This window comes from Streptomyces sp. NPDC046465 (assembly GCF_040646035.1).
Classification (GTDB): domain Bacteria; phylum Actinomycetota; class Actinomycetes; order Streptomycetales; family Streptomycetaceae; genus Streptomyces.
This window is the reverse complement of sequence record NZ_JBEYZK010000003.1, coordinates 381,950-406,447: the sequence shown is the minus strand read 5'-3', so window position 1 is coordinate 406,447 and position 24,498 is coordinate 381,950. Positions and strand designations below refer to the sequence as shown.

Below are 24,498 nucleotides of genomic sequence, written 5' to 3'. Positions count from 1 at the left end.
GATCGGGATGTCCTGGACGGCGATCGGCACGAGGCCGACGAGGGCGCCCACGTTGGCCTTGACCGGGATGCCGAGGCAGAGCTTGTTCAGCGAGCCCTGGACCGCGGTGAGCTGCGCGCTCTGCGTGCCGTGGGTGCCGCTGTTGCCGAACGCCTGCTCGGCGCCGTTGCCGCTGGCGCTCTGCGTGCCGGTGTCGTCGCCGATGGCGGCCGCACTCCCGGCGCTGCCGGCCAGGGCGAGGGCGGCGAGGCTCAGGGCGAGGGGGAGATTACGGGTACGCATGTCACTCCAGTACAGAACGTGAGTTGCCAGAAGAATTACCAGAAGACCCCAGTACATCCGCCAATGGCCCGAAGTCGGGGCATATTCGCCCGATAGCGGAGTGTCGCGGGCGCGAAGCTGACGCCGCACGCCAGTCAGTCGCGGGTCTGGAGGACCACCGGCAGAGCGTGCGTCCGCTGCCTGGCCCGCCCCGGCCGCGGCGGTTCAGCCCAGCAGACGCAAGGCCTCGTCCATCGCCTTCCGTACCAGGAGCGCGTCCGGGGCGACTGCCGTGACCAGGACGCCGGGGCCTGCGAGCGGCGTCAGCGCGGCCCACTTCCCCAGCGGCGCGGCCCCCGGCTTGTGCTGCTCAAACTCGGGTCGTACGACGATGAGTTGCCCGACCGCGCGGCGCCCGGCGAGCACCGCGGGGCCGTCCCAGCCGCCGGGAGAGCCGGGGCCGCAGGCCAGTTCCTGGTCAAGCAGGAGCCGCCCGGCACGGCGGACGGTGAGGCGGCTGGTGAGGCGGCCCGGGGCTTCGCCGGTGCGGCCGAGCACCTGCTCCTCGCGCAGGACGAGGCGGGCGCCGGGGGCGAGCTCGGCACGCGTCGTGACGCGCAGGTCGCTGCCGCACACGGAGATCAACTGCTCCGGCAGCCAGTGCAGTTCGGCGTCTTCGGACACCGTGAGCCGGACGTCGTAGCGGGCCGTCGACTCGGTCTGGCCGGGCAGGGCGATGGTGGCCGCCGCCGAGGCGATGTGCAGCGCCGCTCCCGGGTGGGCGGCCGCCTCGACGGTGAGGTGGTCGCCGCCCAGGGGGCCGCTCATCGCGCCGACGAGCGTGATCTGCGCCGCGGCGCCGGTGGAGCGGGTGCGGCGCAGGGCGAGCGGGCCCTCGCCGTCGAGGACGGGCAGGGAGGTGCCGCCCCGCCCGTCGGCGCGCGCCTCGACGCGGGCCGTGGCCCGGATGCCCGCGCCACCGGACCCGGCGCCGCCCCCGGCCGGCCGCACCGGCGCGGACGGTGCCCCGTGGTCCGACTCCCGTGTGCCCCGAGGGGCGAGGTCCACCGTCACGCCGACGCGGTCCATGCGGCGTACTGCGCACGCACCCAGGCGGCGACCGGACCGACACCCTCGCCCGACCGCAGCGACTGGAAGATGACGGGCAGTTCGGCGCGCTGCTCCTTGGCGTCGGCGGCCATCCGGGCGAGGTCGGAGCCGACGTGCGGGGCGAGGTCGGTCTTGTTGACGACGAGCAGGTCCGCCGTGGAGACGCCGGGGCCGCCCTTGCGCGGGATGTCGTCCCCGCCCGCGACGTCGATCACGAAGATCTGCGCGTCGACGAGACCCTTGGAGAAGGTGGCCGTGAGGTTGTCGCCGCCGGACTCGACGAGGATCAGGTCGAGCGGGCCGACCTCGTCCTCCAGGTCCTCGACGGCCTCCAGGTTGGCGGAGATGTCGTCGCGGATCGCGGTGTGCGGGCAGGCACCCGTCTCGACGGCGGTGATGCGCTCGGGCGGCAGAACGGCCTCGCGCAGCAGGAACTCGGCGTCCTCCCGGGTGTAGATGTCGTTGGTGACGACGGCGAGGGAGAGCTGGTCGCGCAGCTCGCGGCAGAGCGCGGCGACGGTCGCGGTCTTGCCTGAGCCGACCGGGCCGCCGAGCCCGATGCGCAGCGCGCGACGGCTTCCGTCGGGGCGGTGGGCGTCGGCGCTGACCGCGGCAGGGCCGTCGTGGGAGTGGTCGAGGTGCATGTGCGACTCCAATGGTTCGGCACGGGCGGGGGTTTCGGCCCGTGCGGCGGTTCGGGTGGCGGCCGTTCGGGCCGACGGGGCTGAAGACTTGCGGGCTTGCGGGCTTGCGGGCTTGCGGGCTTGCGGGCTTGCGGGCTGTCGATCCGGGGACTGCGAAGACTGAGGCGGTTACGAGGCGAACAACCGCACAGGCCACGCCGCATGGACCTCCGCGCCGATCTCCAGAAGCGGTGCCGACGCCGCGGGCAGCGCGTCGACGCCCTCGTCGACGACGCGTCTCGCCGCGTCGGCCGCCAGCCGCGCGACATGGTCGAGGTCCGGGGCGAGACGGGCCAGGACCGCCGTGGCGTCGAAGGGGTCCAGGCTGAGCAGCCGCACGGTGGCGGTCGCCGGACCGCTGATCCCTTCGTACGCGGAGCAGTACGCGGCGTCGTCGGGCCCGAGCCCGGCGGCCCTGGCGGTGAGTCCGAGGACGACGGGCTGATGGGCTCCCTTGGGGAACTGCCGTGCCAGCGCGTCGAGTTCGGGGTGCGGCCAGGTCGCGCGGGCGGCCCGCATCATCTGACGGCCGAGCCGTCGCGCCACCGTGCGCAGGGCGGCCGACGGTGTGCGGGCGTCCGCGGCCTCGTCCAGGGTGCCGGGGTCGACGCCCAGGGCGGCGGCCGCGGCCAGAGCCGCCGACACCAGCCCGGAGGTGTGCAACCGCCCCCGGCAGAAGGCCTCCAGGCTCGCCGCGCCGGTGATGCGTCCCGCCTTGACGGCGGCCTCGGCCCCGCCGGAGTGGGCGTGCCCTCCGGCGGGGAAGCGGCCGTCCGCGAGGACGAGGAATGCTGCTCGTGACATGTGATCGTCGCCTGCGTGCTTCGGGGCCGTCAGAAGAGGAAGTACCGCTGGGCGAGCGGCAGTTCGGAGGCGGGCGACGGTTCGACGAGCTCACCGTCGATGGTGACGGCGAAGCTGTCGGGGGCGACCTCGACCCGGGGCAGCGCGTCGTTCTCGCGCATGTCGGCCTTGCTGCGGCCGCGGGTGGAGTGGATCGCGGTGAACGGCTTGTCCAGGCCGAGGCGTTCCGGGAGCCCGTCGTCAAGGGCCGACTGTGTCACGAAGTTGATCGAGTTGAGGCCCGGCGCCCTGCCGTGCGCCCCGAACATGCGGCGCGGCAGCACCGGCTGCGGGGTCGGGATGGAGGCGTTGGCGTCGCCCATCTGCGCGTAGGCGATCTGTCCGCCCTTGAGGACGAGCTGCGGCTTGACGCCGAAGAACGCCGGGTCCCAGAGGACCAGGTCGGCCAGCTTGCCGCTCTCGACCGAGCCGATCTCGTGGTCGATGCCCTGGGCGACTGCCGCGTTGATCGTGTACTTGGCGACATAGCGACGTGCGCGACGGTTGTCGGCCCGGGTGTCCCCGGGCAGGAAGCCGCGGCGCCGCTTCATCACATGGGCGGTCTGCCAGGTCCGCATGATGACCTCGCCGATGCGGCCCATGGCCTGGGAGTCCGAGGACATGATCGAGATGGCACCGAGGTCGTGGAGGATGTCCTCCGCGCCGATCGTGGTGGGCCGGATGCGGGACTCCGCGAAGGCGAGGTCCTCGGGGACGGCCGGGTTGAGGTGGTGGCAGACCATCAGCATGTCGAGGTGCTCCTCGACGGTGTTGACGGTGTGCGGCCGGGTCGGGTTGGTGGAGCTCGGCAGCATGTTGGGGAGCGAGACCGCCGTGATCATGTCGGGGGCGTGTCCGCCGCCCGCGCCCTCCACGTGGAAGGCGTGCAGGGTACGGCCCGCGACCGCGTCGAACGTCGCGTCGATGAAGCCCGCTTCGTTCAACGTGTCGGTGTGGACGGCGAGCTGGGCGCCGGTCTCCTCACAGACGTTCAGGCAGGCGTCGATGGTGGCGGGCGTCGCGCCCCAGTCCTCATGGATCTTGAAGCTGACGGCGCCGGCGCGGAGCTGGGCGTGCATCGAATCGGCGTTGACGGTGTTGCCTTTGCCGAGGAAGCCGATGTTGACCGGGCTGGACTCGAGCGCGGCGAACATCCGGGCGAGGTGCCAGGCGCCGGGCGTGATGGTGGTCGCCTTGCTGCCCTCGGCGGGACCGGTGCCGCCACCGAAGAGCGTGGTCACGCCGGAGGCCAGCGCCTCGTCGACGATGGTCGGCGAGATGAAGTGGATGTGGGTGTCGATGCCGCCCGCGGTGAGGATCTTGCCGTTGCCCGCGATGACCTCGGTCTCGGGGCCGATCACGAGGTCGGGGTGGACGCCGTCCATCGTGTCCGGGTTGCCGGACTTGCCGATGCCGGTGATACGGCCGTCCCGTATGCCGACGTCGGCCTTGACGATGCCCCAGTGGTCGATGACCACCGCACCGGTGACAACGGTGTCGGGGGCGCCTTCGGCGCGGGTCGTCCGCGACTGACCCATCGACTCGCGGATGACCTTGCCGCCGCCGAAGACCGACTCGTCGCCGGAGCGGCCGGGGCCGCCCGAGCGGTCCTCCTCGATCTCGATGAGAAGGTCGGTGTCGGCGAGCCGGATCCGGTCGCCGGTCGTGGGGCCGAACAGATCGGCGTACGCGGCGCGGGACAGTTCAGGCATCGAGGGCACCTCCGGTCTCGCCGCGCAGACCGGGCACGATGCGCTTGCCGGCCAGCGGGACGAGTTCGACGTCGACGGGGATTCCGGGCTCGAAGCGCACGGCGGTTCCGGCGGCGATGTTGAGCCGCTTTCCGTGTGCGGCGCCGCGGTCGAAGTCCAGACCCGGGTTGGCCTCGGCGAAGTGGTAGTGGGAGCCGACCTGGACGGGGCGGTCGGCGGCGTTGAGGACGGTGAGGCGGGTGACCTCGCGGCCTACGTTGAAGGGGACAGGGTCGTCCGCGAAGAGGATCTCTCCGGGAACCATCCCGTGGCCGGTGCCGTGCGTTGCGGCATGCATGAGGTGCGAACTCCCGTCAGACGATCGGCTCGTGAACGGTGACGAGCTTGGTGCCGTCCGGGAAGGTGGCCTCGACCTGGACGTCGTGGATCATCTCCGGGATGCCCACCATGACGTCGTCGCGGGTGAGGACCTGCCGTCCGGAGGACATGAGCTCGGCGACGGAGCGGCCGTCGCGGGCTCCTTCGAGGATGTGCGAGGTGATGAGGGCGATCGCCTCGGGGTGGTTGAGCAGCAGCCCCCGCGCCTTTCGCTTCTCGGCCACGTCCGCGGCCACATGGATGAGCAGTCTCTCCTGCTCGTGCGGGGTCAGTTGCACGCGTCCCACCTCAAAGTTCTCACTCCGAACCGTGCGGGGTCCGGCTGCCGCGGCCACCGCGACGGGTATAGATGTAACACACAGCGAAGGCGCGCGATCTTGCGCACCCCGGCTAGAAAATCCGCTGGTGGCGTGGCACGGGAAGGTAGTTGAGAGGAGTTTCAACGAGGTTAACCAGTCATTGACCGACTCATGACTGTCAGCAGGGCTGGGCCATACCCACCCATGCACAAAGCCCCTGCCGAAGCGTCTCGGCAGGGGCTTTGTCGGCAGGGACTTTGTTGGAAGGAACACACCGCGCGGGTCCCCTCACGTCACGTCGCGTCGGTCCCCCGGTGCTCGGCCGCGATACCGAACCGCTGCCGCCCGGACTGAGGAGCCGACACGGAGCCGATCGACGTGACGGTGCTGACCGTCCGCTCCTCCGAGGCGTCCGCGAGCCCTTCGAGCCGCTCCAGGTCCTCGGCGGAGACGAGCGCCACGAGCGGCTTGCCATGCCGGGTGACGACGACCCGCTCGCCGCCGTAGACGACGCGGTTGATCAGCTCGGCGAGCTCTGCTCGGGCTTGCGTCACCGGAATCTCGTAGGCCATGTCTCCAGCTTAGAGCCTGTGTCATATCCCCGGCCGGATCAGGCTGCCGGTGCGAGCGGGCGCTCGGCGCACCGTCCAGATCCAGCCGAGCGGGGTGAGGCCGAGCTTGCGGGCCACCGCGCGGGAGGCGTGGTTGTCGGCCGTGGTGCTGTAGAAGAGTGTCTGCCGGTGACAGCCCTCCCGGCGGGCCCAGGCGTCGGTCACGGCCGGGGCGAGGCCGCGTCCCCTGAAATCCGGCCGGGTCCAGACGCCCGCTTCCGCCGCCCGGTCGTTCGCGGCCGGGGTGTGGCAGATCGACACGGGCTCCCCGTCGCGCACGGCCATCGCCCACTCCCCCGCCGCGCCGGAGATCAACTCCGCCCACTCGCCGGGCTGCCAGTTGTCCGGGCGGGTCAACCGCCGTGCGGCGCGCCGCCCTTCCGCGTCCGAGAGCAGGAGGGGCAGGGGCCAGGGGAAGTCGTCCGCCGGGCGGGGCGGGAAGGTGAAGCAGGGGCCGCCCCGGAGCTCCGCGGGGTCACCGGCGCCGGCGCGCGCCGCGGCCAGCCGCACCAGGATGTCCGGGGGCTCCCCCGGCGCATACCGCTGTTCCGTACCCACGGGGGCCTCGCAGCCGTCGCTGCGCCTGGCGCCCCAACCGTCGGCCTTCGCCCCCGATGCCCTCACGCACGCCCCCGGCGACCAGGCCTGGACCGCCAGCACCGACGGGTCGGTCACCGTGGGCAGCTCCCCGCCCCTTCCCGGCACGAGGCCGTGGATGACCTCCACTTCCAGGGCGAGCAACTCCCTTTCGTACGCACTCCGTTCCATGAACCGAAGAGCGTACATGGCGACCACGCAGGGACGCGCTCACCGGGCCGCCACCCTCCCGCCCCCTCCGTACGTCCTGTACATTTTGTACAGAGTCCGGTGTGCGGCGCACCGCGACCGGAGGAAGAGAGGCGCACCATGAACCGTCCGTCCGCCCGCTATGTCCTGCCCGAGTTCACCGAACGCACCTCCTCGGGGACGCGGACCATGGATCCGTACTCCAAGCTCCTGGAAGAGCGGATCGTCTTTCTCGGCACGCCCATCGACGCCACTTCCGCGAACGACGTCATGGCGCAGTTCATGCACCTCGAGTACCAGGCGCCCGACCGCGACATCTCGCTGTACATCAACTCCCCCGGCGGCTCGTTCAGCGCGATGACCGCCATCTACGACACGATGCGGTTCGTCAGTTGCGACGTGGAGACGACCTGTCTGGGGCAGGCCGCGGCGGACGCCGCCGTCCTGCTCGCCGCCGGAGCACCCGGCAAACGATTCGCCCTGCCCGGCGCGCGCGTGCTGATCCACCAGCCCGCCGCCTCCGAACCGATCCAGGGGCAGGCGACCGACCTCGCGATCCAGGCCGACGAAATCCTGCGCACCCGACGGCTGCTGGAGGAGCTGCTCGCACGGCACACGGGGCAGGCTCCGGAACGGATCAGCGCGGACATCGAGCGGGACAAGATCTTCGACGCGCGGTCCGCCGTGGAGTACGGGCTCGTCGACCGGATCATTCCGAGCCGCAAGAGCTCGCTCGCCGAGCGGGACGCGGGGTGACCTGCCGATGCTGCCGCCGGATCTCCCGCCCCTGCCCGCCCTGACACGCGCCGAGGCGGAGTTGATCGACTGCTATCTCGAAGTCGTCGACCTCCTTGGCCGGATCAATCCGGCCCGCACCGAGCACACCTACGGCGGCCTACGCGCCGCTCAGGCGCTGGTCGGCCGCGCGGCCGCCCTCAGGGACGCGCTCGCCGTCATGCACCGGAGAGGGGAGAGTGAGGTGCACGCGCCCACACTGGCCCGGGCCCTGCGCGTCCTCGACGGCGAACGGCGCGCCGGACGGCTCGCCCTGCCGCCTTCGCCAGGTGGCTGAGCGCCCGTCAGCCACCCCTCGTGCAGAGCCGAATCGTCCCGGCCCGCTTCGAAACGGACCAGTCGGGCTACCACGTACGGCGTATTCGAACATCCTTCGTCGCAGGGTCCGAAGTTGCGTTCAGCGAGTACAGCAGGTCTGGAATTTGCCATTCCGTTGCTGGTCGAGCCGTCGTCGGACCCTTCGTCGGGAGGTCCAATTCGACCGTGTTCACCTGAACAGGTCAGTCGTGAGGAGCCTCACAAAAGGCCGTTTCGGCTCGGTTTTCGGACCCATCTCGGGTCAAGATCCCTTTCGACGACAAGCCCCCGCCACAGCGGTGGGGCGGTCCGGGCGGACGCCGAGTCCTGCCGCCACCCGGATGACCGGTCGACATCTGTGCAACGGCAGGAGTGGAGGACCCAGGCACGACGGGCCCGTCCGGACAGTCCGGGCGACGCCCTTGGGGTGAAGCCGCAGAGCACCACGCGGCCGGGCATCTTCGCCTGCCCGAACCCGACAGGTCATCTTTCACAGGCGGCTGACGAAGGGTTGCGCATGACTGCGCTGAATCATGTTCCGTCGCTGCTCAGCAGGACCGGTGCCGCATCGGTCCTCACGCTCGCCGTCGTAGGCGGCACCGTCGTGGCCCCCGGGCTCACGTCGGAGGCCGAAGCAGCCACCCATGGGACCAAGGCGCTCAAGATCGCGGCGTCCAAGAAGGGCTCCCCGTACGGCTACGGGGCCGTCGGGCCCCACCGGTTCGACTGCTCGGGCCTGACGCTGTACTCGTTCAAGCGCACGGGCAAGAAGCTGCCGCGCACCGCCGCCGCGCAGTACAACAAGACCAAGCACGTCTCCAGGTCCCAGCGGACCCGCGGCGACCTGGTGTTCTTCCACTCCGGGCGGAACGTCTACCACGTGGGCATCTACGCGGGCGGCAACCGCATCTGGCACGCCCCCAAGACGGGCACCGTGGTGCGCCTGGAGAAGATCTGGTCCAAGAGCGTCTGGTACGGGAGGGTGCGCTGACCCTGCCCCTGCCACGTGTGTCCTCGGGCGCCCGGCCGCCCGGCTGACCCGGTCCGTCACGCGGGTCAGCGGGTGGCATCGCGGTGTCTGCGCTGGACGGGGGCCCGCCAGGGCAGCGCGATCCACACGGTCTTGCCGCCTTCGTCGGTGGGGCTGACCGAGAGCTTGCCGCCGCACTCGGCGGTCAGCCAGCGGATGATGACCAGGCCGCGGCCGTTGTCCTGCTGGACGGCCGCGGGCAGCCGTTTGGGATAGCGCGGGTGGCTGTCGGTGACGCCGATCCGCAGTTGCTCGTCCCGGTCGAGTTCCATGTCGACCGTGAAGGTGGGCGACTGCCCCAGGGTGTGCTGTACGGCGTTCGTGGCGAGTTCGGAGACGATGAGCCGGATCGTGTCGGTCACCTCGGCGTCACCGGACAAGCCCCATTCGGAGAGCACACGCAAGACGTGCTTCCGGGCCGCGGGGACCGAGGCAGGATCGCTCGGCAGGGTGACGGAGGCTTCCTGGTGGTCTGCCATGGCGACGCTGTCCCTTTCCCACCGGGACCGGCCCCGACTCGCGGCGGATGACTCGAGGACCGTTCCGGCACTGGTGCTTCGCGCCACACTGCCACTCCTTGGCCGGGCACACGTGGCGATCCACCGAGATGTGCATATATCTGTCGCTCGATGCGGTGAACTCTGCTACGGCCGAGCGTATTTGGGCGAAGGGCCCGTACTTCCTCTAATCTCGCCTACTGCCCCGCCCCGCCGCCGGGAGATTCCGACGGCTCCGGCCGGAAGGAGACGGGCATGCAGTACGGCCCAGCGGTGCGCCGCCGCCAGCTCGGCGCCGAACTGCGTGCCCTGCGCAGCGAGGCGGGCCTCACCAGCAGTGAGGCCGCCGCCAGGCTCGGCTGGCACCAGTCGAAAGTGAGCAGGATCGAGACCGGCCGTAGCGGTGTGAAGGCCTCCGACGTGCGGCTGCTGCTCGCGGCATACGAGGTGCGGGACCCCCGGCGCAGCGAGCTGCTCATCGCGTTCGCGGGCGCCGACGATCCCGGTGCGGGGCGTCATCACTGGTGGAAGGCGTATCGCGACCTGTTGCCCGCCACCTACCGCGACTTCATCAGCCTGGAGTCGCAGGCGTGTTGGGTGCGCACGCTCGAGACCACCGTGATTCCCGGACTGCTGCAGACCCCGGAGTACGCGCGTGCGGTGACCCGGGCGGCGCTCGGCGGGCTGCCGGAGGAGCAGGTCGACGCCCTCGTGGAGGTGCGCCTGGCCCGGCAGGACGTGCTGCGCGCGGATCCGCCGGTGCGGCTGAGCGTGGTCCTGGACGAGGCGGTGCTGCGGCGGCCGGTGGGCGGGGCGGGAGTTCTCGCGGGACAGTTGACCCGGTTGCGGGAGGTGTCCCGGTTGCCTCATGTCCGGCTTCAGGTACTACCGTTCGCCGCCGGTGAGCATGCGGGACTGATCGGTTCTTTCGTTATCTTTTCATTTCCGGACATTGCTGATCTGGATGTGGTTGTTCTCGACCACTTGACGAGTAGCCTCTACCTCGAACGGAAAGAAGACCTCCAGGCGTACACGGAGGCCTTCAACTCCCTTCAGGTACAAGCGCTTTCACCCGAGGAATCAACGGTATTCATCGCCGGACTAGGCGACGGCGCGTAAGGAGGCACCATGACCGCAATGCCTCGGTACGTACCTTCCAGCACAACGCTTCAAGGTGCGCGGTGGCAGCGCAGCAGCTACAGCAATGGAATGAACAATTGCGTCGAGACCGCCACCCTCGACCCGGGTCCGCCGAACGGCCTGCGGGCCGTGCGTGACTCGAAGAACACCGCAGGCCCCGCCCTGCTCATCTCCCCCGGCCCCTGGGAGACGTTCGTCAACAGCCTGCGCTGAGCGCGCTCGGGCCCCGTGCGGGCCAGGAGCGGCTCATCGAGGTGCACAGCGGCTGATCACCCGCACGGCACCGGCGATCTGTTCGTCGGTGAGATCCGCGCGGGCGGTCAGCCGCAGCCGTGAGATGCCGTCCGGCACCGACGGCGGACGGAAACAGCCCACGGCGAGGCCATCGGCCCGGCAGTCGGCGGCCCACTGGACGGCCTGCTCCGGTGACGGGGCACGCACGGAGACGACGGCGGCGTCGGGCCGTACCGCCGAAAGCCCTTCGGCCGTGAGGCGCCGGTGCAGCTCGGCCGCGACCTCGCGGGCGCGGGCGGCGCGTGCGGGCTCGCGGCGCAGCAGCCGCAGGGCGGCGAGCGCGGCACCGGCCGCGGCGGGCGCGAGGCCCGTGTCGAAGATGAAGGTGCGGGCCGCGTTCACCAGGTGCTCGATGACCCTCGCGGAGCCGAGGACCGCGCCGCCCTGGCTGCCCAGGGACTTCGAGAGGGTGAGGGTGACCACGGTGTCGGGCGCGCCCGCGAGCCCCGCGGCGTGCGGTGCGCCCCGGCCGCCGTCACCGAGCACACCGAGTCCATGGGCGTCGTCGATGATCAGCCCGGCCCCGGACTCGCGGCAGGCGGCGGCCAGTTCGGCCAGCGGCGCCATGTCCCCGTCGACCGAGAACACCGAGTCGGACACCAGGACGGCCGGGCCGCCATGGGCGTCGAGCGTCTTGCGCACCGCTTCGGGGTCGGCGTGCGGCACCACCTGCGTGGCCGCGCGCGCGAGGCGGCAGCCGTCGATCAGGGACGCGTGGTTGCCCGCGTCGGAGACGATCAGCGAACCGGCGGGGGCGAGTGCGGTGACGGCGGCGAGGTTCGCCGCGTAGCCGGAGGAGAAGACGAGCGCCGCCTCGAAGCCGCAGAATTCGGCGAGCTCGCGCTCCAGTTCCGCGTGCAGCTCCGTGGAGCCCGTGACGAGCCGGGAGCCGGTGGCGCCGCCGCCCCAGCGCCGGGCCGCGGCCGCCGCGCCCTCGGTGACCTCCGGGTGCCGGGTCAGGCCGAGGTAGTCGTTTCCCGCCAGATCGAGGAGGTCGCCCGCGTCGGCGGGGCGCGGGCGCAGGGTGCGCACGAGGCCGGCGCCGGCGCGCAGCCGCGCCTGTTCGTCGAGCCAGCCGAACGCCGCGCCCGGCTCGGCGCCGGGTGCGGTGCCAAGGGCTGTCTCCGACGCGCGGCTCGGCGCGGTGGACGCGCTCGTCACGGGGTGCCTGTTTGTAGACATTGCACAGACCTTAGCCGCCGTGCCACCCGGCCAGGGTGTGGCAATACCCACACCTCAAAGCGTTTCTGTTGTGCGAACTCTCCTTGGCCCGGCAGGCTGCCGTACGTAAGGATCAGCGCCATGGACCTGCTGAACACGCTGGTGGAAAAGGGACTTCGGCGCGAACTGCCGACCCGTGAAGAGGCGCTGGCCGTACTGGCCACCTCCGACGACGATCTCCTGGACGTAGTGGCTGCCGCCGGGAAGGTGCGGCGGCAGTGGTTCGGGCGACGGGTAAAACTCAACTATCTGGTCAACCTCAAGTCGGGGCTGTGCCCCGAGGACTGCTCGTACTGTTCGCAGCGCCTCGGCTCCAAGGCCGAGATCCTCAAGTACACCTGGCTGAAGCCGGACGAGGCCTCGCAGGCCGCGGCGGCCGGGGTCGCGGGCGGCGCCAAGCGGGTCTGCCTGGTGGCCAGCGGCCGCGGCCCGACGGACCGCGACGTCGACCGGGTGGCGCAGACCATCGCGGCGGTCAAGGACCAGAACGAGGGCGTCGAGGTGTGCGCCTGCCTCGGTCTGCTCTCGGACGGTCAGGCGGAGCGCCTGCGCGGCGCGGGCGCGGACGCGTACAACCACAACCTCAACACGTCCGAGGCGACGTACGCGGACATCACCAAGACCCACACGTACGCCGACCGTGTCGACACCGTCCAGAAGGCGCACTCGGCGGGCCTTTCGGCCTGCTCGGGGCTGATCGCGGGCATGGGCGAGAGCGACGAGGACCTCGTCGACGTCGTGTACGCGCTGCGCGAGCTCGACGCGGACTCGGTGCCGGTGAACTTCCTAATCCCCTTCGAGGGCACGCCGCTGGCCAAGGAGTGGAACCTCACGCCGCAGCGGTGCCTGCGGATCCTCGCGATGGTCCGTTTCGTCTGTCCGGACGTCGAGGTGCGCATCGCGGGCGGCCGCGAGGTCCATCTCCGCTCGATGCAGCCGCTCGCCCTGAACCTCGCCAACTCCATCTTCCTGGGCGACTACCTGACCAGTGAGGGCCAGGCGGGCAAGACGGACCTGGAGATGATCGCGGACGCCGGTTTCGAGGTCGAGGGCACGGACCAGGTGACGCTGCCGCAGCACCGCGTGGCCGCGGCGGCCGCCGCCGGGGGCCGCGGCTCGCACGAGGGGGGCGGCTGCGGCTCGCACGAGGGCGGCGGCTGCGGCCCCTGCGGGGCGTCCGAGCCCGCCGCGGAGCCGGTGGCCGAGCCCGCCGAGGCACGGACGGACCTGGTGGCGGTGCGGCGCCGGGGTGCGGGAACGGATCTCGCGCCCAATGCCTGACCTCTCCACTCCCGAGCTCCTCGCGCTCGACCGGCAGCACGTCTGGCATCCCTACGGGCCGATGCCGGGCCGCCAGGAGCCCCTGGTCGTCGAGTCGGCGAGCGGCGTCCGGCTGCGCCTCGCGGACGGCGGCCCCGAGCTCATCGACGGCATGTCGTCCTGGTGGTCGGCGATCCACGGCTACAACCACCCCGTGCTCAACGACGCGGTGCGCGGCCAGCTCGACCGGATGAGCCACGTGATGTTCGGCGGGCTCACGCACGAGCCCGCCGTCCGGCTCGCGAAGCGTCTTGTCGACATGTCACCCGAAGGCCTGGAGCATGTCTTCCTCGCCGACTCCGGCTCCGTCTCGGTCGAGGTCGCCCTCAAGATGTGCCTCCAGTACTGGCGCTCGCTCGGCCGCCCCGCGAAGCAGCGGGTGCTGACCTGGCGCGGCGGCTACCACGGGGACACCTGGCAGCCGATGGCCGTCTGCGATCCCGACGGCGGCATGCACGACCTCTGGCAGGGCGTCCTGCCGCGCCAGGTGTTCGCGGACGCGCCGCCCTCGGAGTACGAGGAGACGTACGCGGCCCACCTGCACGACATGATCGGGCGCCACGCCCACGAGCTCGCGGCCGTGATCGTCGAGCCCGTCGTGCAGGGCGCGGGCGGCATGCGCTTCCACTCCCCCGCCTATCTGCGGGTGCTGCGCGAGGCGTGCGACGCGCACGACGTGCTGCTCGTCCTCGACGAGATCGCGACGGGCTTCGGCCGCACCGGTGCGCTGTTCGCGGCGGACCACGCGGGCGTCACGCCCGACGTGATGTGCCTGGGCAAGTCGCTGACCGGCGGCTATCTGACGCTGGCGGCGACCCTGTGCACGCCGCGGGTCGCGGACGGCATCTCCCGGGGCGAGGTGCCCGTTCTCGCGCACGGTCCGACGTTCATGGGCAATCCGCTGGCCACCGCGGTGGCCGGAGCCTCCATCGACCTGCTCCTCGGGCAGGACTGGCAGGGCGAGGTCAAGCGCATCGAGTCGGGCCTGCGGGAGGGCCTGGCCGAGGTGGCCGACCTGCCCGCCGTACGCGAGGTCCGGGTCCTCGGCGCCATCGGCGTCGTCCAGCTGGACCATCCGGTGGACATGGCGGCCGCCACGCGGGCGGCGGTGCGCGAGGGCGTGTGGGTGCGGCCGTTCCGCGACCTGATCTACACGATGCCGCCGTTCATCACGGGGGACGACGACCTGGCGCGGATCACGCGTGCGGTGTGCGCCGCGGCGAAGGAGAGCTGACATGACGGTGATCGTGGTGTCCGGAACGGGCACGGAGATCGGCAAGACGGTGACGACGGCCGCGGTGGCCGCCGTCGCGCTCGCGGCGGGGCACAGCGTCGCCGTCCTCAAGGGCACCCAGACCGGGGTCGCGCCGGGCGAGCCGGGCGACGCGCAGGAGGTGGCGCGGCTGGCGGGCGACGCCGTCACGACGCTGGAACTCGCCCGGTTCCCCGAGCCGCTGGCGCCGAACACCGCCGCGCGCCGGGCGGGCCTTCGGCCCGTACGGCCGTCGGACGTGGCCGACGCGGCGGCGAAGCTGGCGACGGACCACGACCTGGTCCTCGTCGAGGGCGCGGGCGGCCTGCTCGTCCGTCTCGACGACGAAGGCGGCACGCTGGCCGACACGGCCCGGCTGCTCGGTGCGCCGGTCCTCGTGGTCGCCACCGCGGGGCTCGGCACCCTCAACGCGACGACGCTGACCACGGAGGCGCTGCGGGCGCGCGGGATCACACAGCTCGGCGTCGTCGTCGGCAGCTGGCCCGCCGCACCGGACCTGGCCTCCCGGTGCAACCTCGCCGACCTCCCGGACGCGTCGGGCAGGAGTCTGCTCGGCGCGATCCCGGCGGGCTCCGGCACCCTCGAAGGCCCCGACTTCCGTACGCGGGCCGGGAGTTGGCTGGGCCCCGAACTGGGCGGCACCTGGCACGGCGCGGCCTTCACGCAGCGGGAGGCGCCTGCGGCGTGGCGTGCGGGAAGTGCGGGGACGGCCCGCGCGCAGTGACCGGCTGAGCTCCCCGGGAGTGCGGGGCGGGTGGGGCGGACGCGCGGGTGGGGCGGACGGGTCCGCTCCCCCGCCCCACGCCGCCCCGCCCTGCCCCGCCCTGCCCCCGGAGGCAGTCGGCTACTTCGGCGGGTTGAGCTTGCGGAAGTACGTCCAGCTGGTCTCGTTCGGCTCGCTCCACTTCTCCGGGGACCGGGCGAACTCCGGGTGGCGGTCGGCTATGTAGGCGCGCGTGCGCTCGGGGACCCCGGCGTACGAGCCGAGCTTGCGGCCCCGGCAGTGGTAGGTGAGCCCGCCGGGCCGCTGACCGCGGGCCATCCACGGGAGCCACTGCGACATCCGGGTCCACGACATGGTGGCCGGGACGCCGGGCGCCGATCCTGCCAGGTCGGCGCGGTCCGCGAAGAACTGGAAGAGCTCCAGGGCCTTGTACGTGTCACCGGCCGAGTTGAGCGGGTACTGGGCCACCGGCAGCGGCGAGGGGTAGGCGAGCGGGATTTCCAGGCTGAAGCAGACCTGGTCGCCGAGGTCGGTCGTCGGGACCGGGAAGGGGCGCCATTTCTGGTTCGCCGGGTCGTTCCATATGTGCACCACCGGCAGGTCCTGCCAGGTCTCCAGGATCTCGCGGGTGGTGGGGTCCAGATAGAACGCGGCCTCTCGGGTGAGCAGCTGGTAGGTGTCGGGGCCGTCCTCGGGGTCCTGCACGAGACGGGCGACGTTGACCCCTTCGAAGCCGAAGAGGCGCTGGTACGGCTCGTCGGGCGCCCAGGAGTACACGTTGCCCGACCACCAGTACGTGACCTCCTCGCCGTCCAGCGAGGCGCGGGTACGGGCGAGGGAGCGGAGGGACTCTGCGGGTGTCGTCATACGGAGTACTGTGCGCGCTCTTCGGCCCGCCGGGGGCACCATGGCGGTATCCGCTCGCTCCGCCGAGGAGGGCCCATGTCGCCTCGCTCCACCGCGTCCGTGTCCCGGGACGCCGTGCACCATCCCGTCTTCGCCCGCTTCTACGCACGGCAGAGCGTGGCCGCCGAACCCGTGATCGGCGCGTACCGGCGGGAACTGCTCGCCGGGCTCTCCGGACGGGTCATCGAGGTCGGCGCGGGCAACGGCCTCAACTTCGCGCACTACCCGGACGCGGTCTCCGAGGTCGTGGCGATCGAGCCGGAGCGGATCCTGCGGCGCCTCGCGGTGTCCGCGGCCGTGCGTGCGGACGTGCCCGTCGATGTCGTGCCGGGCACCGCCGAGGCGCTGCCGGTCAAGAGCGAGGCGTTCGACGCGGCCGTCGTCTCGCTCGTGCTGTGCAGCGTGCGCGATGTGCCGCGGGCCCTGGGCGAACTGCGGCGGGTGCTGCGGCCCGGCGGCGAGCTGCGGTTCTTCGAGCACGGCCGCGCGCCGGGGACGCTGATGGCCGCCACGCAGCGCGTCCTGGACCGTACGGTGTGGCCGCCGCTGTTCGGCGGCTGTCACGTGGGGCGGGACACGCTGGGGGCGCTGCGCACGGCAGGGTTCGCGGTCGGCGGGCACCGTCGTCTCCTCGTACCCGCGAAGGGGCCGCGCCTGCCCACCTCGTACTGCGTGATCGGTACGGCGCTGCGGCCGGACAGCGCTCCCTGACGCCGGGGCGAAACCGGGGCGGACCCGGGGCACTCACGCGCTCACAGGCTCCACTGGCGCAGTTCCTCCGCGATGGCGTGCACGCTCGCGCCGTCCTCCTTCACCAGGCGGGCGAGGTCGCGCACCTGCTCGGGCGAGGTGACGACCTTCAGGCCGCTGGAGACGAGGTAGGCGTACGCGACGGAGGCGGCGAAGAGCGCGTTGGAGCGTTCGAGCGCGGGGATGTGGAGCAGGAGCTGGAGGAGTGCCGCCGCGCGGTCGTGCGGGGATTCGTAGACGGGCAGGCCGAATATCTCCGCCTCGTGGCGGCTGACGGCGGCGACGAGCGCGCCCCAGTCGGTGACCTGCGGGTCACCGGGCGTCTTGTGTTCGGCGATCATCAAGAGCCAGGCAAGGTCGATTCTGAGGTTCAACGGCTCGGCGACGAACCTTCGCGCACCGGGCGGCGGCCCTCGCGCTCGACGCCGAACTCCTCGGCGAAGACGGACTCGTACTGCTTCATGAAGTCGGCGGCGGCCTCGACGAAGGTGTGTCCCACTTCGCCCGAGTCCTGTTTGACGAGCTCTTCGATGTAGCGGTTGACGCTCATGCCCCGGGCCAGGGCGCGCTCCCGCGCGGCCCTGGCGGTGTCCTCGTCCACCCGCACGTTCAACTGGGTCTTCGCCATACCGTCAAGCTAGCGTCCAGGTGCTAGCGCGACAAGGGCGCATGACCATGCCCCTTACATACGTCTCGGGGGCGCGACCTCGGAGGGATACCGGACGCGCAGGTGGCCCACTACTCTCTGCGGGGTCACGGGAGTTGGATCGGCCACAACCCAGGAGGCCGCCTTGTCCACACCTGCTTCGGCGCCGTTCACGGGCCGCCCGGGGCCCGCCGGGGCCGCAGCGCGCGCCCGCGGTCTCACCAAGGCGTACGGCTCGGGCGAGACGACCGTGCTCGCCCTCGACTCGGTCGACGTGGACATCGCGCGTGAGCGCTTCACCGCGGTCATGGGCCCCTCGGGGTCGGGAAAATCCACGCTGATGCACTGTCTTGCCGGGCTCGACAGCGTCTCCGCGGGCCAGGTGTGGCTCGGCGACACGGAGATCACGGGCCTCAAGGAGCGCGAGCTGACCCGGCTGCGACGGGACCGGATCGGCTTCATGTTCCAGTCGTTCAACCTCATCCCCACGCTCAACGCCCTGGAGAACATGACGCTCCCGATGGACATCGCGGGGCAGCGGCCGGACCACGAGTGGCTGGAGCACGTGATCGACACCCTGGGCCTGCGGGACCGGCTGAAACACCGCCCCGCGCAGCTGTCCGGCGGCCAGCAGCAGCGGGTGGCCTGCGCGCGGGCCCTCGCCGCCAAGCCCGAGCTGATCTTCGCCGACGAGCCGACGGGCAACCTCGACTCACGGGCCGGGCTCGAAGTGCTCGGTTTCCTGCGCGACGCGGTGGACCAGCTCGGCCAGACGGTGGTGATGGTGACTCACGATCCCGGCGCGGCCGCCCACTCCGACCTGGTCCTCTTCCTCGGCGACGGGCGGATCGTGGACGACATGGAACGCCCGACGGCCGACACCGTCCTCGAACGCATGAAGCGGTTCGACGCCCTGCAGGCGATGGCGCCGGGTGCGCACGCGCCCACCGACAGTCCGTCCGAACAGAGCTGAGGCGGGGGTCCGCGGTGCTGAAGGCGACACTGAGGAGTTTCCTCGCGCACAAGGGCAGGCTCATGCTCTCCGCGCTCGCCGTGATCCTCTCGGTGGCGTTCGTCGCGGGCAGCCTGATCTTCTCGGACACGGTGACCCGCACCTTCGACCGGCTCTTCGCCTCCACGTCGGCCGATGTGACGGTGGAGGCGAAGGACGACCTCGACGAGGCGGTGCCGTCGGGGCAGACACCGACGGTGCCCGCGCGCCTCAAGGAGCGGGTCACCGAGGTCGCCGGGGTCGCGGACGCGCACGTCGACGCGAAGGTGCAGAACGTCACCATCGTCGACCGCGACAACGAATCCGTGGGCCCCACGACCGGTGCCCCGACCATCGCCACCAACTGGTACCCCACCGACCGCAGTCCCGTGGAGCTCACCTCGGGCCACGCCCCGCACGGCGCCGGTCAGGCGATGATCGACGCGGACACGGCCGACAAGAAGCACGTGGAGATCGGCGACACGCTCACGGTCCTCGCGCGCCCCGGCTCGTTCAAGGTCGAGATCGTCGGCATCGCCACGTTCACCACGACGAACCCCGGGGCCGCACTCGTCTTCCTGGACACACCGACCGCCCAGCGCGAGCTCCTCGGCTCGACGGACGCGGCGACGGGCATCTCGGTGACGGCCGCCGACGGCGTCTCCGACACGACCCTCAAGCACCGGATCGCCGCCGAACTGGGCTCCGGCTACGACCTGGAGACGGCCGACGAACAGGCCGACTCCGCCGCCTCCGAGCTCGGCGGCTTCCTGGACGTCATCAAGTACGTGATGCTCGGCTTCGCGGGCATCGCCGTGCTCGTGGGCATCTTCCTGATCGTCAACACCTTCTCGATGCTCATCGCGCAGCGCACCCGCGAACTGGGGCTGCTGCGCGCGCTCGGCGCCGACCGCAGGCAGGTGCGCCGTTCCGTGCTCGTCGAGGCGCTGCTGCTCGGCCTGCTCGGCTCGACGCTGGGACTCGCCGCCGGCATCGGCCTCGCCCTCGGCCTGATCGAGCTGATGGGCCTGTTCGGGATGAACCTCAAGTCCACGGAGATGGTCGTCGGCTGGGCCACTCCCGTCGCCGCGTACGTCGTCGGGGTCGGCGTCACGTTCGTCGCCGCGTACCTCCCGGCCCGGCGGGCCGCGCACGTCTCGCCGATGGCGGCGCTCGCCGACGCCGAGATCGCGGGCGTGGGGCGGCCGTTGAAGGTGCGGGCCGTCGCGGGCTCCGTCGTCGGGGCGGCCGGCGCCGCCGCGCTCGTGGGCTGCGCGCGGGCGGAGAAGACCTCGTCGGCGGCGTCCCTGCTCGGGCTCGGCATCGTCCTGACCCTGATCGCCATGGTCATCGCGGGTCCCCTCCTGGTCCGTCCGGTGATCCGGGTCCTCGGCGGCGTGTTCCCCGCGGTCTTCGGTTCGGTCGGCCGGATGAGCCAGCGCAACGCGCTGCGCAACCCGCGCCGCACGGGCGCCACGGCGGCCGCGCTGATGGTGGGGCTCGCGCTGGTCGGCGGCCTCTCGGTGGCCAGCTCCTCGATGACGAAGTCGTTCGACCGGCAGATAGACAAGACGCTCGGCGCCGACTTCGTGGTGCAGAACAGCAACTTCATGCCGTTCTCGTCGGAGATCACCGGGAAGGTCGAGGGCACCGACGGCGCGGGCCTCGTCGTGCGCCAGCGCTTCACGCCCATCGAACTGGCGCTGCCCGACGGCAAGAAGGTCGAGACCACCGCCGCGGGCTACGGCCCACGGCTCGACGACGTCGCCAAGGTCACGTACACGCAAGGGAATTCACGTGCCGCGCTCGCGGCGGGCCGGATCGGCATGGACAAGGACTTCGCGAAGAAGCACAAGGTACGTGTCGGTGACGCGCTGCCCGCGAGGTTCCCCGGCGAGCGGAACACGAAGCTGACGGTTGGCGCGCTCACCGACCAGGACTCGCCCGAGGGGTTCGGCGTGGAGGGCGGGCTGTTCCTCGGGTTCGGCACGGTCGAGAAGTACGTGCCGGGCGGCCAGGACTCCGCGCTGTACGTCAACGCGGCCGCGGGCACGGACGCGGACACCCTGCGCGAGCGCCTGGACAAGACCCTCGATCCGTATCCGCAGGTGCAGGTGCGCGACCAGGCCGACTACAAGGAGCTGATACGGCAGCAGATCGCCGTGATGCTCTACCTCGTCTACGCGCTCCTCGGGCTCGCGATCGTCATCGCGGTCCTCGGCGTGGTCAACACCCTCGCCCTGTCGGTCGTCGAGCGGACCCGGGAGATCGGGCTGCTGCGCGCCATCGGTCTCGGCCGGCGCCAGCTGCGCCGGATGATCCGCCTGGAGTCCGTGGTGATCGCGGTGTTCGGGGCGCTGCTCGGGCTCGCTCTCGGGCTGGTCTGGGGCGTCGCCGTCCAGCAGGTCCTCGCGCTGCAGGGGATGAAGGAGCTGGCGTTCCCCTGGACGACCATCGTCGCGGTGGTGATCGGCTCGGTGGTCGTCGGCCTCGCGGCGGCGCTGCTGCCCGCACTGCGCGCCTCACGCATGAACGTACTGGCGGCCATCGCGCACGAGTGAGGGGCCGGCGCACGCCGCGGGTTCCCGCATCCTGGAATTCCCACGCGCCACCGGGGCGTCCGGTGATGGGATGCCCCTATGAACGATCTTCGTATACGGGCCGCCGTGCCCGGGGACCTCGACGCGGTGCTGGCCTTCTGGAAGGACGCCGCGGAGGGCACGAGCATCAGCGACGACCGCTCCGGAGTGGAGCGGCTCGTCGCCCGCGATCCCGAGGCGCTGATCCTCGCCGAGTACGGCGGTGCGCTCGCGGGCACGGTCATCGCCGGTTTCGACGGCTGGCGCTGCCACCTCTACCGCCTCGCCGTGCATCCGGACCACCGCCGACGCGGTGTGGGCTCGGCGCTGCTCGCCGCTGCGGAGGAGCGGTTCGTACGGCTCGGCGGGCGGCGCGGTGACGCGATGGTCCTGGACCGCAACGATCTCGCCCACCACGCCTGGCGCGCGGCGGGCTACGCTCCCGAGCCGCAGTGGAGCCGCTGGGTGAAGCCGCTCAGGGCCTGAGTCGGGCGACAGACCCGAACCGCCTTTGCTCATCCTTTACCATGGTCCCATTACTCGTATCACTCGTATCGACTGAAAGGTGTGAGCGTCCGCCCATGGGCGAGCCTCCCAGTACCCGACATCGCGCATTCCTCACGCCCCTGCCTGATCATGGGACGGAGGTGACCCGATGACCGAAGTGCTCCTGCTCCTCGTGGCGCTGCTGCTCTGCCTGGCGTGCGGCGTGTTCGTCGCCGCGGAGTTCTCCCTCACGACGGTCGAGCGCAGCGAGCTCGAACGGGCCGCCGAGCGTGGCGAGCGCGGCGCCGCCGGCGCCCTCAAAGCCGTCAAGAACCTCACGTTCCAGCTCTCCGGCGCCCAGCTCGGCATCACCGTCACCAACCTGGTGGTCGGCATGCTCTCCGAGCCCTCCATCGCCAAGCTCATCGCGGGGCCGCTGCACGGCCTCGGGATACCCCGGTCGGCGGCCTCCTCGGTCGCCCTCGTGCTCGGCACGGCCCTGTCGACGATCTTCCTGATGGTCATCGGCGAGCTGGTCCCCAAGAACTGGGCGATCTCCTCGCCGCTCGCCGTCGCCAAACGGGTCGCGACGCCCCAGCGGCTCTTCAGTGCCGCGTTCCGGCCGTTCATCGCCCATCTGAACAACACCGCGAACCGTTCCGTGCGCCGCTTCGGCCTGGAGCCCACCGAGGAGCTCGCCTCCGCGCGCGGCCCCAAGGAGCTGATCGCGCTCGCTCGGCACTCCGCGAAGGAGGGCGCCCTGGAGGCGGACACCGCCGAGCTGTTCATGCGCACCCTGAACCTCGCCGACCTCACCGCGGAGAACGTGATGACGCCCCGCGTGCAGGTCGTGGCCCTGGACGTGCACGCGACCTGCGAGGACGTCGCGAACGCCACGCGCGCCACCGGCCTCTCCCGCTTCCCCGTGTACCGCGGCAACCTCGACACGGTCGTCGGCGTCGCCCACATCAAGGACATGCTCGCCGTGCCCGCCGAGCACAGGCACCGCGTATCCGTCGCCGAGCGGATGCGTGAGCCCCTGCTCGTACCGGAGACGCTGACCGTGGACCGGCTCCTGGACCGGCTCTCGGGCAAGCGCACCATGGCCGTGGTCATCGACGAGTACGGCGGCACCGCCGGTGTCGCCACCCTGGAGGACATCGTCGAGGAGGTCGTCGGCGAGGTGCGGGACGAGCACGACCCGCACGAGACGCCCGACATCGCCCCGGCAGGCACCGACGACGACGGCAGGACCGTCTACTCCGCCGACGGCGCGGCACGCACCGACCAGCTCGCACGGGTCGGCCTTCGCGTGCCCGACGGGCCGTACGAGACGCTCGCCGGGCTCGTCGCGACGGAACTCGGCCGCATCCCCGCCGTCGGTGACGGCGTCGAGGTGGGCGGCTGGCGCCTTGACGTCGTCGACGCCTCGGGGCGCCGCGCCGCCCGCGTCATGCTGCACGCCCCGTCGGCCACCGACGACCACGAGGAGGATGTCCGATGATCGCCGTCCAGTTGCTGATCGCCCTGGCGACGCTCGTCGTCAACGCCTTCTTCGTGGGCGCCGAGTTCGCTCTCATCTCCGTACGCCGCAGCCAGATCGAGCCGCACGCGGAAGAGGGGGACCGGCGCGCCAAGAGCGTGATGTGGGGCCTGCAGCACGTCTCGGCGCTGCTCGCGGCCGCGCAGCTGGGCATCACGCTGTGCACCCTCGTCCTCGGCATCGTCGCGGAACCCGCCATCGCGCACCTGCTTGAGCCGGTGTTCGACGCGGTCGGGATGCCGCACGGTCTGATCCACCCGGTCTCGTTCGTCATCGCGCTGATCGTGGCGACCTATCTGCACATGCTGCTCGGCGAGATGATCCCCAAGAACATCGCGCTCGCCGAGCCGGTGCGCTCGGCGCTGCTCCTCGGCCCGCCCCTTGTGGCGCTCGCGCGGGCGCTGCGCCCGGTGATCTTCGCGATCAACGCGTTCGCCAACGGCCTGCTGAAACTGTTGCGCGTGGAGGCGAAGGACGAGGTGTCGGCGAGCTTCTCCGACGAGGATCTCGCCCGCATGGTCAAGGACTCCGGCGACGCGGGCCTGATCGACGACCGTGCGCAGGAGCGCCTGCACGACGCGCTGGAACTGGGCCGCCGCCCCGTCAGGGACGTCGTCCTGCCGCTGGAGGACGTGGTCTACGCGCGCGTGGGCGTCACTCCGGAGAAGCTGGAGCAGCTCTCGGCCGAGTCCGGGTTCTCCCGCTTCCCCGTGGTCGACGACGGCCGTCGCATCGTCGGCTATCTGCACGTCAAGGACGCCCTGGACCGGGCGCCGCGCGACCTGCCGTTCCGGGTGCCGGAGATGCGCAAGATCGCCCAGGTGCGCGAGACCACGCCGCTGGACGACGTGCTGACCGCCATGCGCGGCAGCCGTACCCATGTGGCCGCGGTGCTCGGCGCGGACGGCCGGCTCGCCGGCATGGTCACGATGGAGGACGTGCTGCGGGAGCTCTTCGGCCTGCCCGTGTGACCCCGTCCGGCGGGCGCGGCGCGACCGGCGAGAGCTTCGCCGGCCGCGTCACACGGCGGGTTCGCCCGCGCCCGCCTTCGTGGTCGGCGGCGTCGGCTGCTCGGTGAGGCCGGGGCCCGCCGCCCCGGCCTCCGAGGCCCCGATGGCTGTCAGAACCGCGAGGGCCGCGGCCAGTCCCGCCGTGGCGAAGGCCGCTCCCCATGCCACGTCAAGGAGGCTGGTCGCCCCCGCCACCAGCACGGCGGCCAGCGCCTGCGCGAAGGTGCGGATGGCGCGTTCCGTGGTGGCCTTCCAGAAGGCTGTGGTCCACATGGCGGGCTCGCTCTCTCGTGACGACGGCGTGCCTATGGCA

Annotated in this window: 29 protein-coding genes and 1 riboswitch; of the genes, 14 read left to right on the top strand and 15 right to left on the bottom strand. The window is 71.6% G+C overall.

Annotated features, from left to right (window positions below):
• The 9 genes from ABZ953_RS07480 to ABZ953_RS07440 all read right to left on the bottom strand — a co-directional run.
• Positions 1 to 282, bottom strand: a 282-nt coding sequence (locus tag ABZ953_RS07480; protein WP_361718223.1) for a rodlin, incomplete at its 3' end; no start/stop codon positions are given.
• Between the two features lie 204 nt (positions 283 to 486).
• On the bottom strand, positions 487 to 1,350 hold the full coding sequence (locus ABZ953_RS07475; RefSeq protein WP_361718220.1) for an urease accessory protein UreD: 864 nt from the start codon (positions 1,348 to 1,350) through the stop codon (positions 487 to 489).
• The gene (gene ureG, locus ABZ953_RS07470) at positions 1,332 to 2,015 is read right to left on the bottom strand and encodes an urease accessory protein UreG (RefSeq protein WP_361718217.1); all 684 of its coding nucleotides are present in this window, start codon (positions 2,013 to 2,015) and stop codon (positions 1,332 to 1,334) included. Before ureG ends, ABZ953_RS07475 begins: the two co-directional genes overlap by 19 nt.
• Positions 2,016 to 2,183: 168 nt before the next feature.
• The gene (locus ABZ953_RS07465) at positions 2,184 to 2,858 is read right to left on the bottom strand and encodes an urease accessory UreF family protein (protein WP_361718215.1); all 675 of its coding nucleotides are present in this window, start codon (positions 2,856 to 2,858) and stop codon (positions 2,184 to 2,186) included.
• Positions 2,859 to 2,887: 29 nt separating this feature from the next.
• Positions 2,888 to 4,609, bottom strand: coding sequence for an urease subunit alpha (locus tag ABZ953_RS07460; protein WP_361718212.1), 1,722 nt, complete (start codon positions 4,607 to 4,609; stop codon positions 2,888 to 2,890).
• Positions 4,602 to 4,913 (bottom strand): urease subunit beta, encoded by a 312-nt coding sequence (locus ABZ953_RS07455; protein ID WP_361718267.1) that lies wholly within the window; start codon positions 4,911 to 4,913, stop codon positions 4,602 to 4,604. The genes ABZ953_RS07460 and ABZ953_RS07455 overlap by 8 nt, the downstream gene beginning before the upstream one ends.
• A 49-nt stretch (positions 4,914 to 4,962) precedes the next feature.
• The gene (locus ABZ953_RS07450) at positions 4,963 to 5,265 is read right to left on the bottom strand and encodes an urease subunit gamma (protein ID WP_361718209.1); all 303 of its coding nucleotides are present in this window, start codon (positions 5,263 to 5,265) and stop codon (positions 4,963 to 4,965) included.
• Positions 5,266 to 5,579: 314 nt separating this feature from the next.
• Positions 5,580 to 5,858 (bottom strand): type II toxin-antitoxin system Phd/YefM family antitoxin, encoded by a 279-nt coding sequence (locus ABZ953_RS07445; protein WP_361718206.1) that lies wholly within the window; start codon positions 5,856 to 5,858, stop codon positions 5,580 to 5,582.
• Between the two features lie 21 nt (positions 5,859 to 5,879).
• Positions 5,880 to 6,665 (bottom strand): GNAT family N-acetyltransferase, encoded by a 786-nt coding sequence (locus ABZ953_RS07440; protein ID WP_361718203.1) that lies wholly within the window; start codon positions 6,663 to 6,665, stop codon positions 5,880 to 5,882.
• Between the two features lie 138 nt (positions 6,666 to 6,803).
• Between ABZ953_RS07440 and ABZ953_RS07435 the strand changes: the two genes are divergently transcribed.
• The 3 genes from ABZ953_RS07435 (at position 6,804) to ABZ953_RS07425 (ending at position 8,766) form a co-directional block, all read left to right on the top strand.
• Positions 6,804 to 7,439, top strand: a complete 636-nt coding sequence (locus ABZ953_RS07435; protein ID WP_361718200.1) for an ATP-dependent Clp protease proteolytic subunit — start codon at positions 6,804 to 6,806, stop codon at positions 7,437 to 7,439.
• A gap of 7 nt (positions 7,440 to 7,446) precedes the next feature.
• Entirely contained in the window at positions 7,447 to 7,755 is a 309-nt protein-coding gene (locus ABZ953_RS07430) for a hypothetical protein (RefSeq protein WP_361718197.1), read from the top strand.
• 357 nt (positions 7,756 to 8,112) lie between these two features.
• Positions 8,113 to 8,289, top strand: a riboswitch (cyclic di-AMP (ydaO/yuaA leader).
• A 3-nt stretch (positions 8,290 to 8,292) separates the two neighbouring features.
• Positions 8,293 to 8,766, top strand: coding sequence for a C40 family peptidase (locus ABZ953_RS07425; RefSeq protein ID WP_361718194.1), 474 nt, complete (start codon positions 8,293 to 8,295; stop codon positions 8,764 to 8,766).
• A gap of 65 nt (positions 8,767 to 8,831) precedes the next feature.
• Here ABZ953_RS07425 and ABZ953_RS07420 read toward each other — a convergent pair whose 3' ends face one another.
• Positions 8,832 to 9,284, bottom strand: a complete 453-nt coding sequence (locus ABZ953_RS07420; protein ID WP_361718191.1) for an ATP-binding protein — start codon at positions 9,282 to 9,284, stop codon at positions 8,832 to 8,834.
• A 273-nt stretch (positions 9,285 to 9,557) separates the two neighbouring features.
• Between ABZ953_RS07420 and ABZ953_RS07415 the strand changes: the two genes are divergently transcribed.
• Together ABZ953_RS07415 and ABZ953_RS07410 are read left to right on the top strand one after the other, a co-directional pair.
• Entirely contained in the window at positions 9,558 to 10,421 is an 864-nt protein-coding gene (locus ABZ953_RS07415; RefSeq protein ID WP_361718188.1) for a helix-turn-helix transcriptional regulator, read from the top strand.
• Between the two features lie 9 nt (positions 10,422 to 10,430).
• Positions 10,431 to 10,655, top strand: a complete 225-nt coding sequence (locus ABZ953_RS07410; protein WP_361718185.1) for a DUF397 domain-containing protein — start codon at positions 10,431 to 10,433, stop codon at positions 10,653 to 10,655.
• Positions 10,656 to 10,688: 33 nt separating this feature from the next.
• Here the strand turns inward: ABZ953_RS07410 and ABZ953_RS07405 are convergent, their stop codons facing one another.
• Positions 10,689 to 11,918, bottom strand: coding sequence for an 8-amino-7-oxononanoate synthase (locus tag ABZ953_RS07405; RefSeq protein WP_361718182.1), 1,230 nt, complete (start codon positions 11,916 to 11,918; stop codon positions 10,689 to 10,691).
• A 120-nt stretch (positions 11,919 to 12,038) separates the two neighbouring features.
• On the opposite strand from ABZ953_RS07405, the gene bioB reads away from it, so the two are divergent.
• From bioB to bioD, 3 genes are read left to right on the top strand one after another with little or no spacing between them, the layout of a single operon-like run.
• Complete coding sequence (bioB, locus tag ABZ953_RS07400; RefSeq protein WP_361718179.1) at positions 12,039 to 13,238, top strand: biotin synthase BioB; 1,200 nt, start codon at positions 12,039 to 12,041, stop codon at positions 13,236 to 13,238.
• On the top strand, positions 13,231 to 14,511 hold the full coding sequence (locus tag ABZ953_RS07395) for an adenosylmethionine--8-amino-7-oxononanoate transaminase (protein ID WP_361718176.1): 1,281 nt from the start codon (positions 13,231 to 13,233) through the stop codon (positions 14,509 to 14,511). Before bioB ends, ABZ953_RS07395 begins: the two co-directional genes overlap by 8 nt.
• Position 14,512: 1 nt before the next feature.
• The gene (bioD, locus tag ABZ953_RS07390) at positions 14,513 to 15,274 is read left to right on the top strand and encodes a dethiobiotin synthase (protein ID WP_361718173.1); all 762 of its coding nucleotides are present in this window, start codon (positions 14,513 to 14,515) and stop codon (positions 15,272 to 15,274) included.
• Positions 15,275 to 15,394: 120 nt separating this feature from the next.
• On the opposite strand, the gene ABZ953_RS07385 is transcribed toward bioD, so the two are convergent.
• Positions 15,395 to 16,141 carry a DUF1838 family protein gene (locus ABZ953_RS07385; RefSeq protein WP_361718170.1) on the bottom strand — a complete coding sequence of 249 codons (747 nt, stop codon included), beginning with the start codon at positions 16,139 to 16,141 and terminating at the stop codon, positions 15,395 to 15,397.
• A 75-nt stretch (positions 16,142 to 16,216) separates the two neighbouring features.
• Between ABZ953_RS07385 and ABZ953_RS07380 the strand changes: the two genes are divergently transcribed.
• Entirely contained in the window at positions 16,217 to 16,891 is a 675-nt protein-coding gene (locus tag ABZ953_RS07380) for a class I SAM-dependent methyltransferase (RefSeq protein WP_361718167.1), read from the top strand.
• A gap of 41 nt (positions 16,892 to 16,932) precedes the next feature.
• On the opposite strand, the gene ABZ953_RS07375 is transcribed toward ABZ953_RS07380, so the two are convergent.
• Positions 16,933 to 17,271, bottom strand: a complete 339-nt coding sequence (locus ABZ953_RS07375; RefSeq protein ID WP_361718164.1) for a fic family toxin-antitoxin system, toxin component — start codon at positions 17,269 to 17,271, stop codon at positions 16,933 to 16,935.
• A gap of 29 nt (positions 17,272 to 17,300) precedes the next feature.
• Positions 17,301 to 17,558, bottom strand: a complete 258-nt coding sequence (locus tag ABZ953_RS07370) for an antitoxin (RefSeq protein ID WP_361718161.1) — start codon at positions 17,556 to 17,558, stop codon at positions 17,301 to 17,303.
• A gap of 163 nt (positions 17,559 to 17,721) precedes the next feature.
• Here ABZ953_RS07370 and ABZ953_RS07365 point away from each other — a divergent pair, with 163 nt between their 5' ends.
• The 5 genes from ABZ953_RS07365 (at position 17,722) to ABZ953_RS07345 (ending at position 24,146) form a co-directional block, all read left to right on the top strand.
• Positions 17,722 to 18,549, top strand: coding sequence for an ABC transporter ATP-binding protein (locus ABZ953_RS07365; protein ID WP_361718158.1), 828 nt, complete (start codon positions 17,722 to 17,724; stop codon positions 18,547 to 18,549).
• Positions 18,550 to 18,563: 14 nt separating this feature from the next.
• Positions 18,564 to 21,128, top strand: a complete 2,565-nt coding sequence (locus ABZ953_RS07360) for an ABC transporter permease (RefSeq protein ID WP_361718155.1) — start codon at positions 18,564 to 18,566, stop codon at positions 21,126 to 21,128.
• A 78-nt stretch (positions 21,129 to 21,206) separates the two neighbouring features.
• Positions 21,207 to 21,632, top strand: a complete 426-nt coding sequence (locus ABZ953_RS07355; RefSeq protein ID WP_361718152.1) for a GNAT family N-acetyltransferase — start codon at positions 21,207 to 21,209, stop codon at positions 21,630 to 21,632.
• 169 nt (positions 21,633 to 21,801) lie between these two features.
• Positions 21,802 to 23,136, top strand: coding sequence for a hemolysin family protein (locus ABZ953_RS07350; RefSeq protein WP_361718149.1), 1,335 nt, complete (start codon positions 21,802 to 21,804; stop codon positions 23,134 to 23,136).
• Positions 23,133 to 24,146, top strand: a complete 1,014-nt coding sequence (locus tag ABZ953_RS07345) for a hemolysin family protein (protein ID WP_361718146.1) — start codon at positions 23,133 to 23,135, stop codon at positions 24,144 to 24,146. The genes ABZ953_RS07350 and ABZ953_RS07345 overlap by 4 nt, the downstream gene beginning before the upstream one ends.
• Before the next feature lie 48 nt (positions 24,147 to 24,194).
• On the opposite strand, the gene ABZ953_RS07340 is transcribed toward ABZ953_RS07345, so the two are convergent.
• Positions 24,195 to 24,458: a holin gene (locus tag ABZ953_RS07340; RefSeq protein WP_361718143.1), complete on the bottom strand. Its 264-nt coding sequence runs from the start codon at positions 24,456 to 24,458 to the stop codon at positions 24,195 to 24,197.
• Between the last annotated feature and the right edge of the window lie 40 nt (positions 24,459 to 24,498).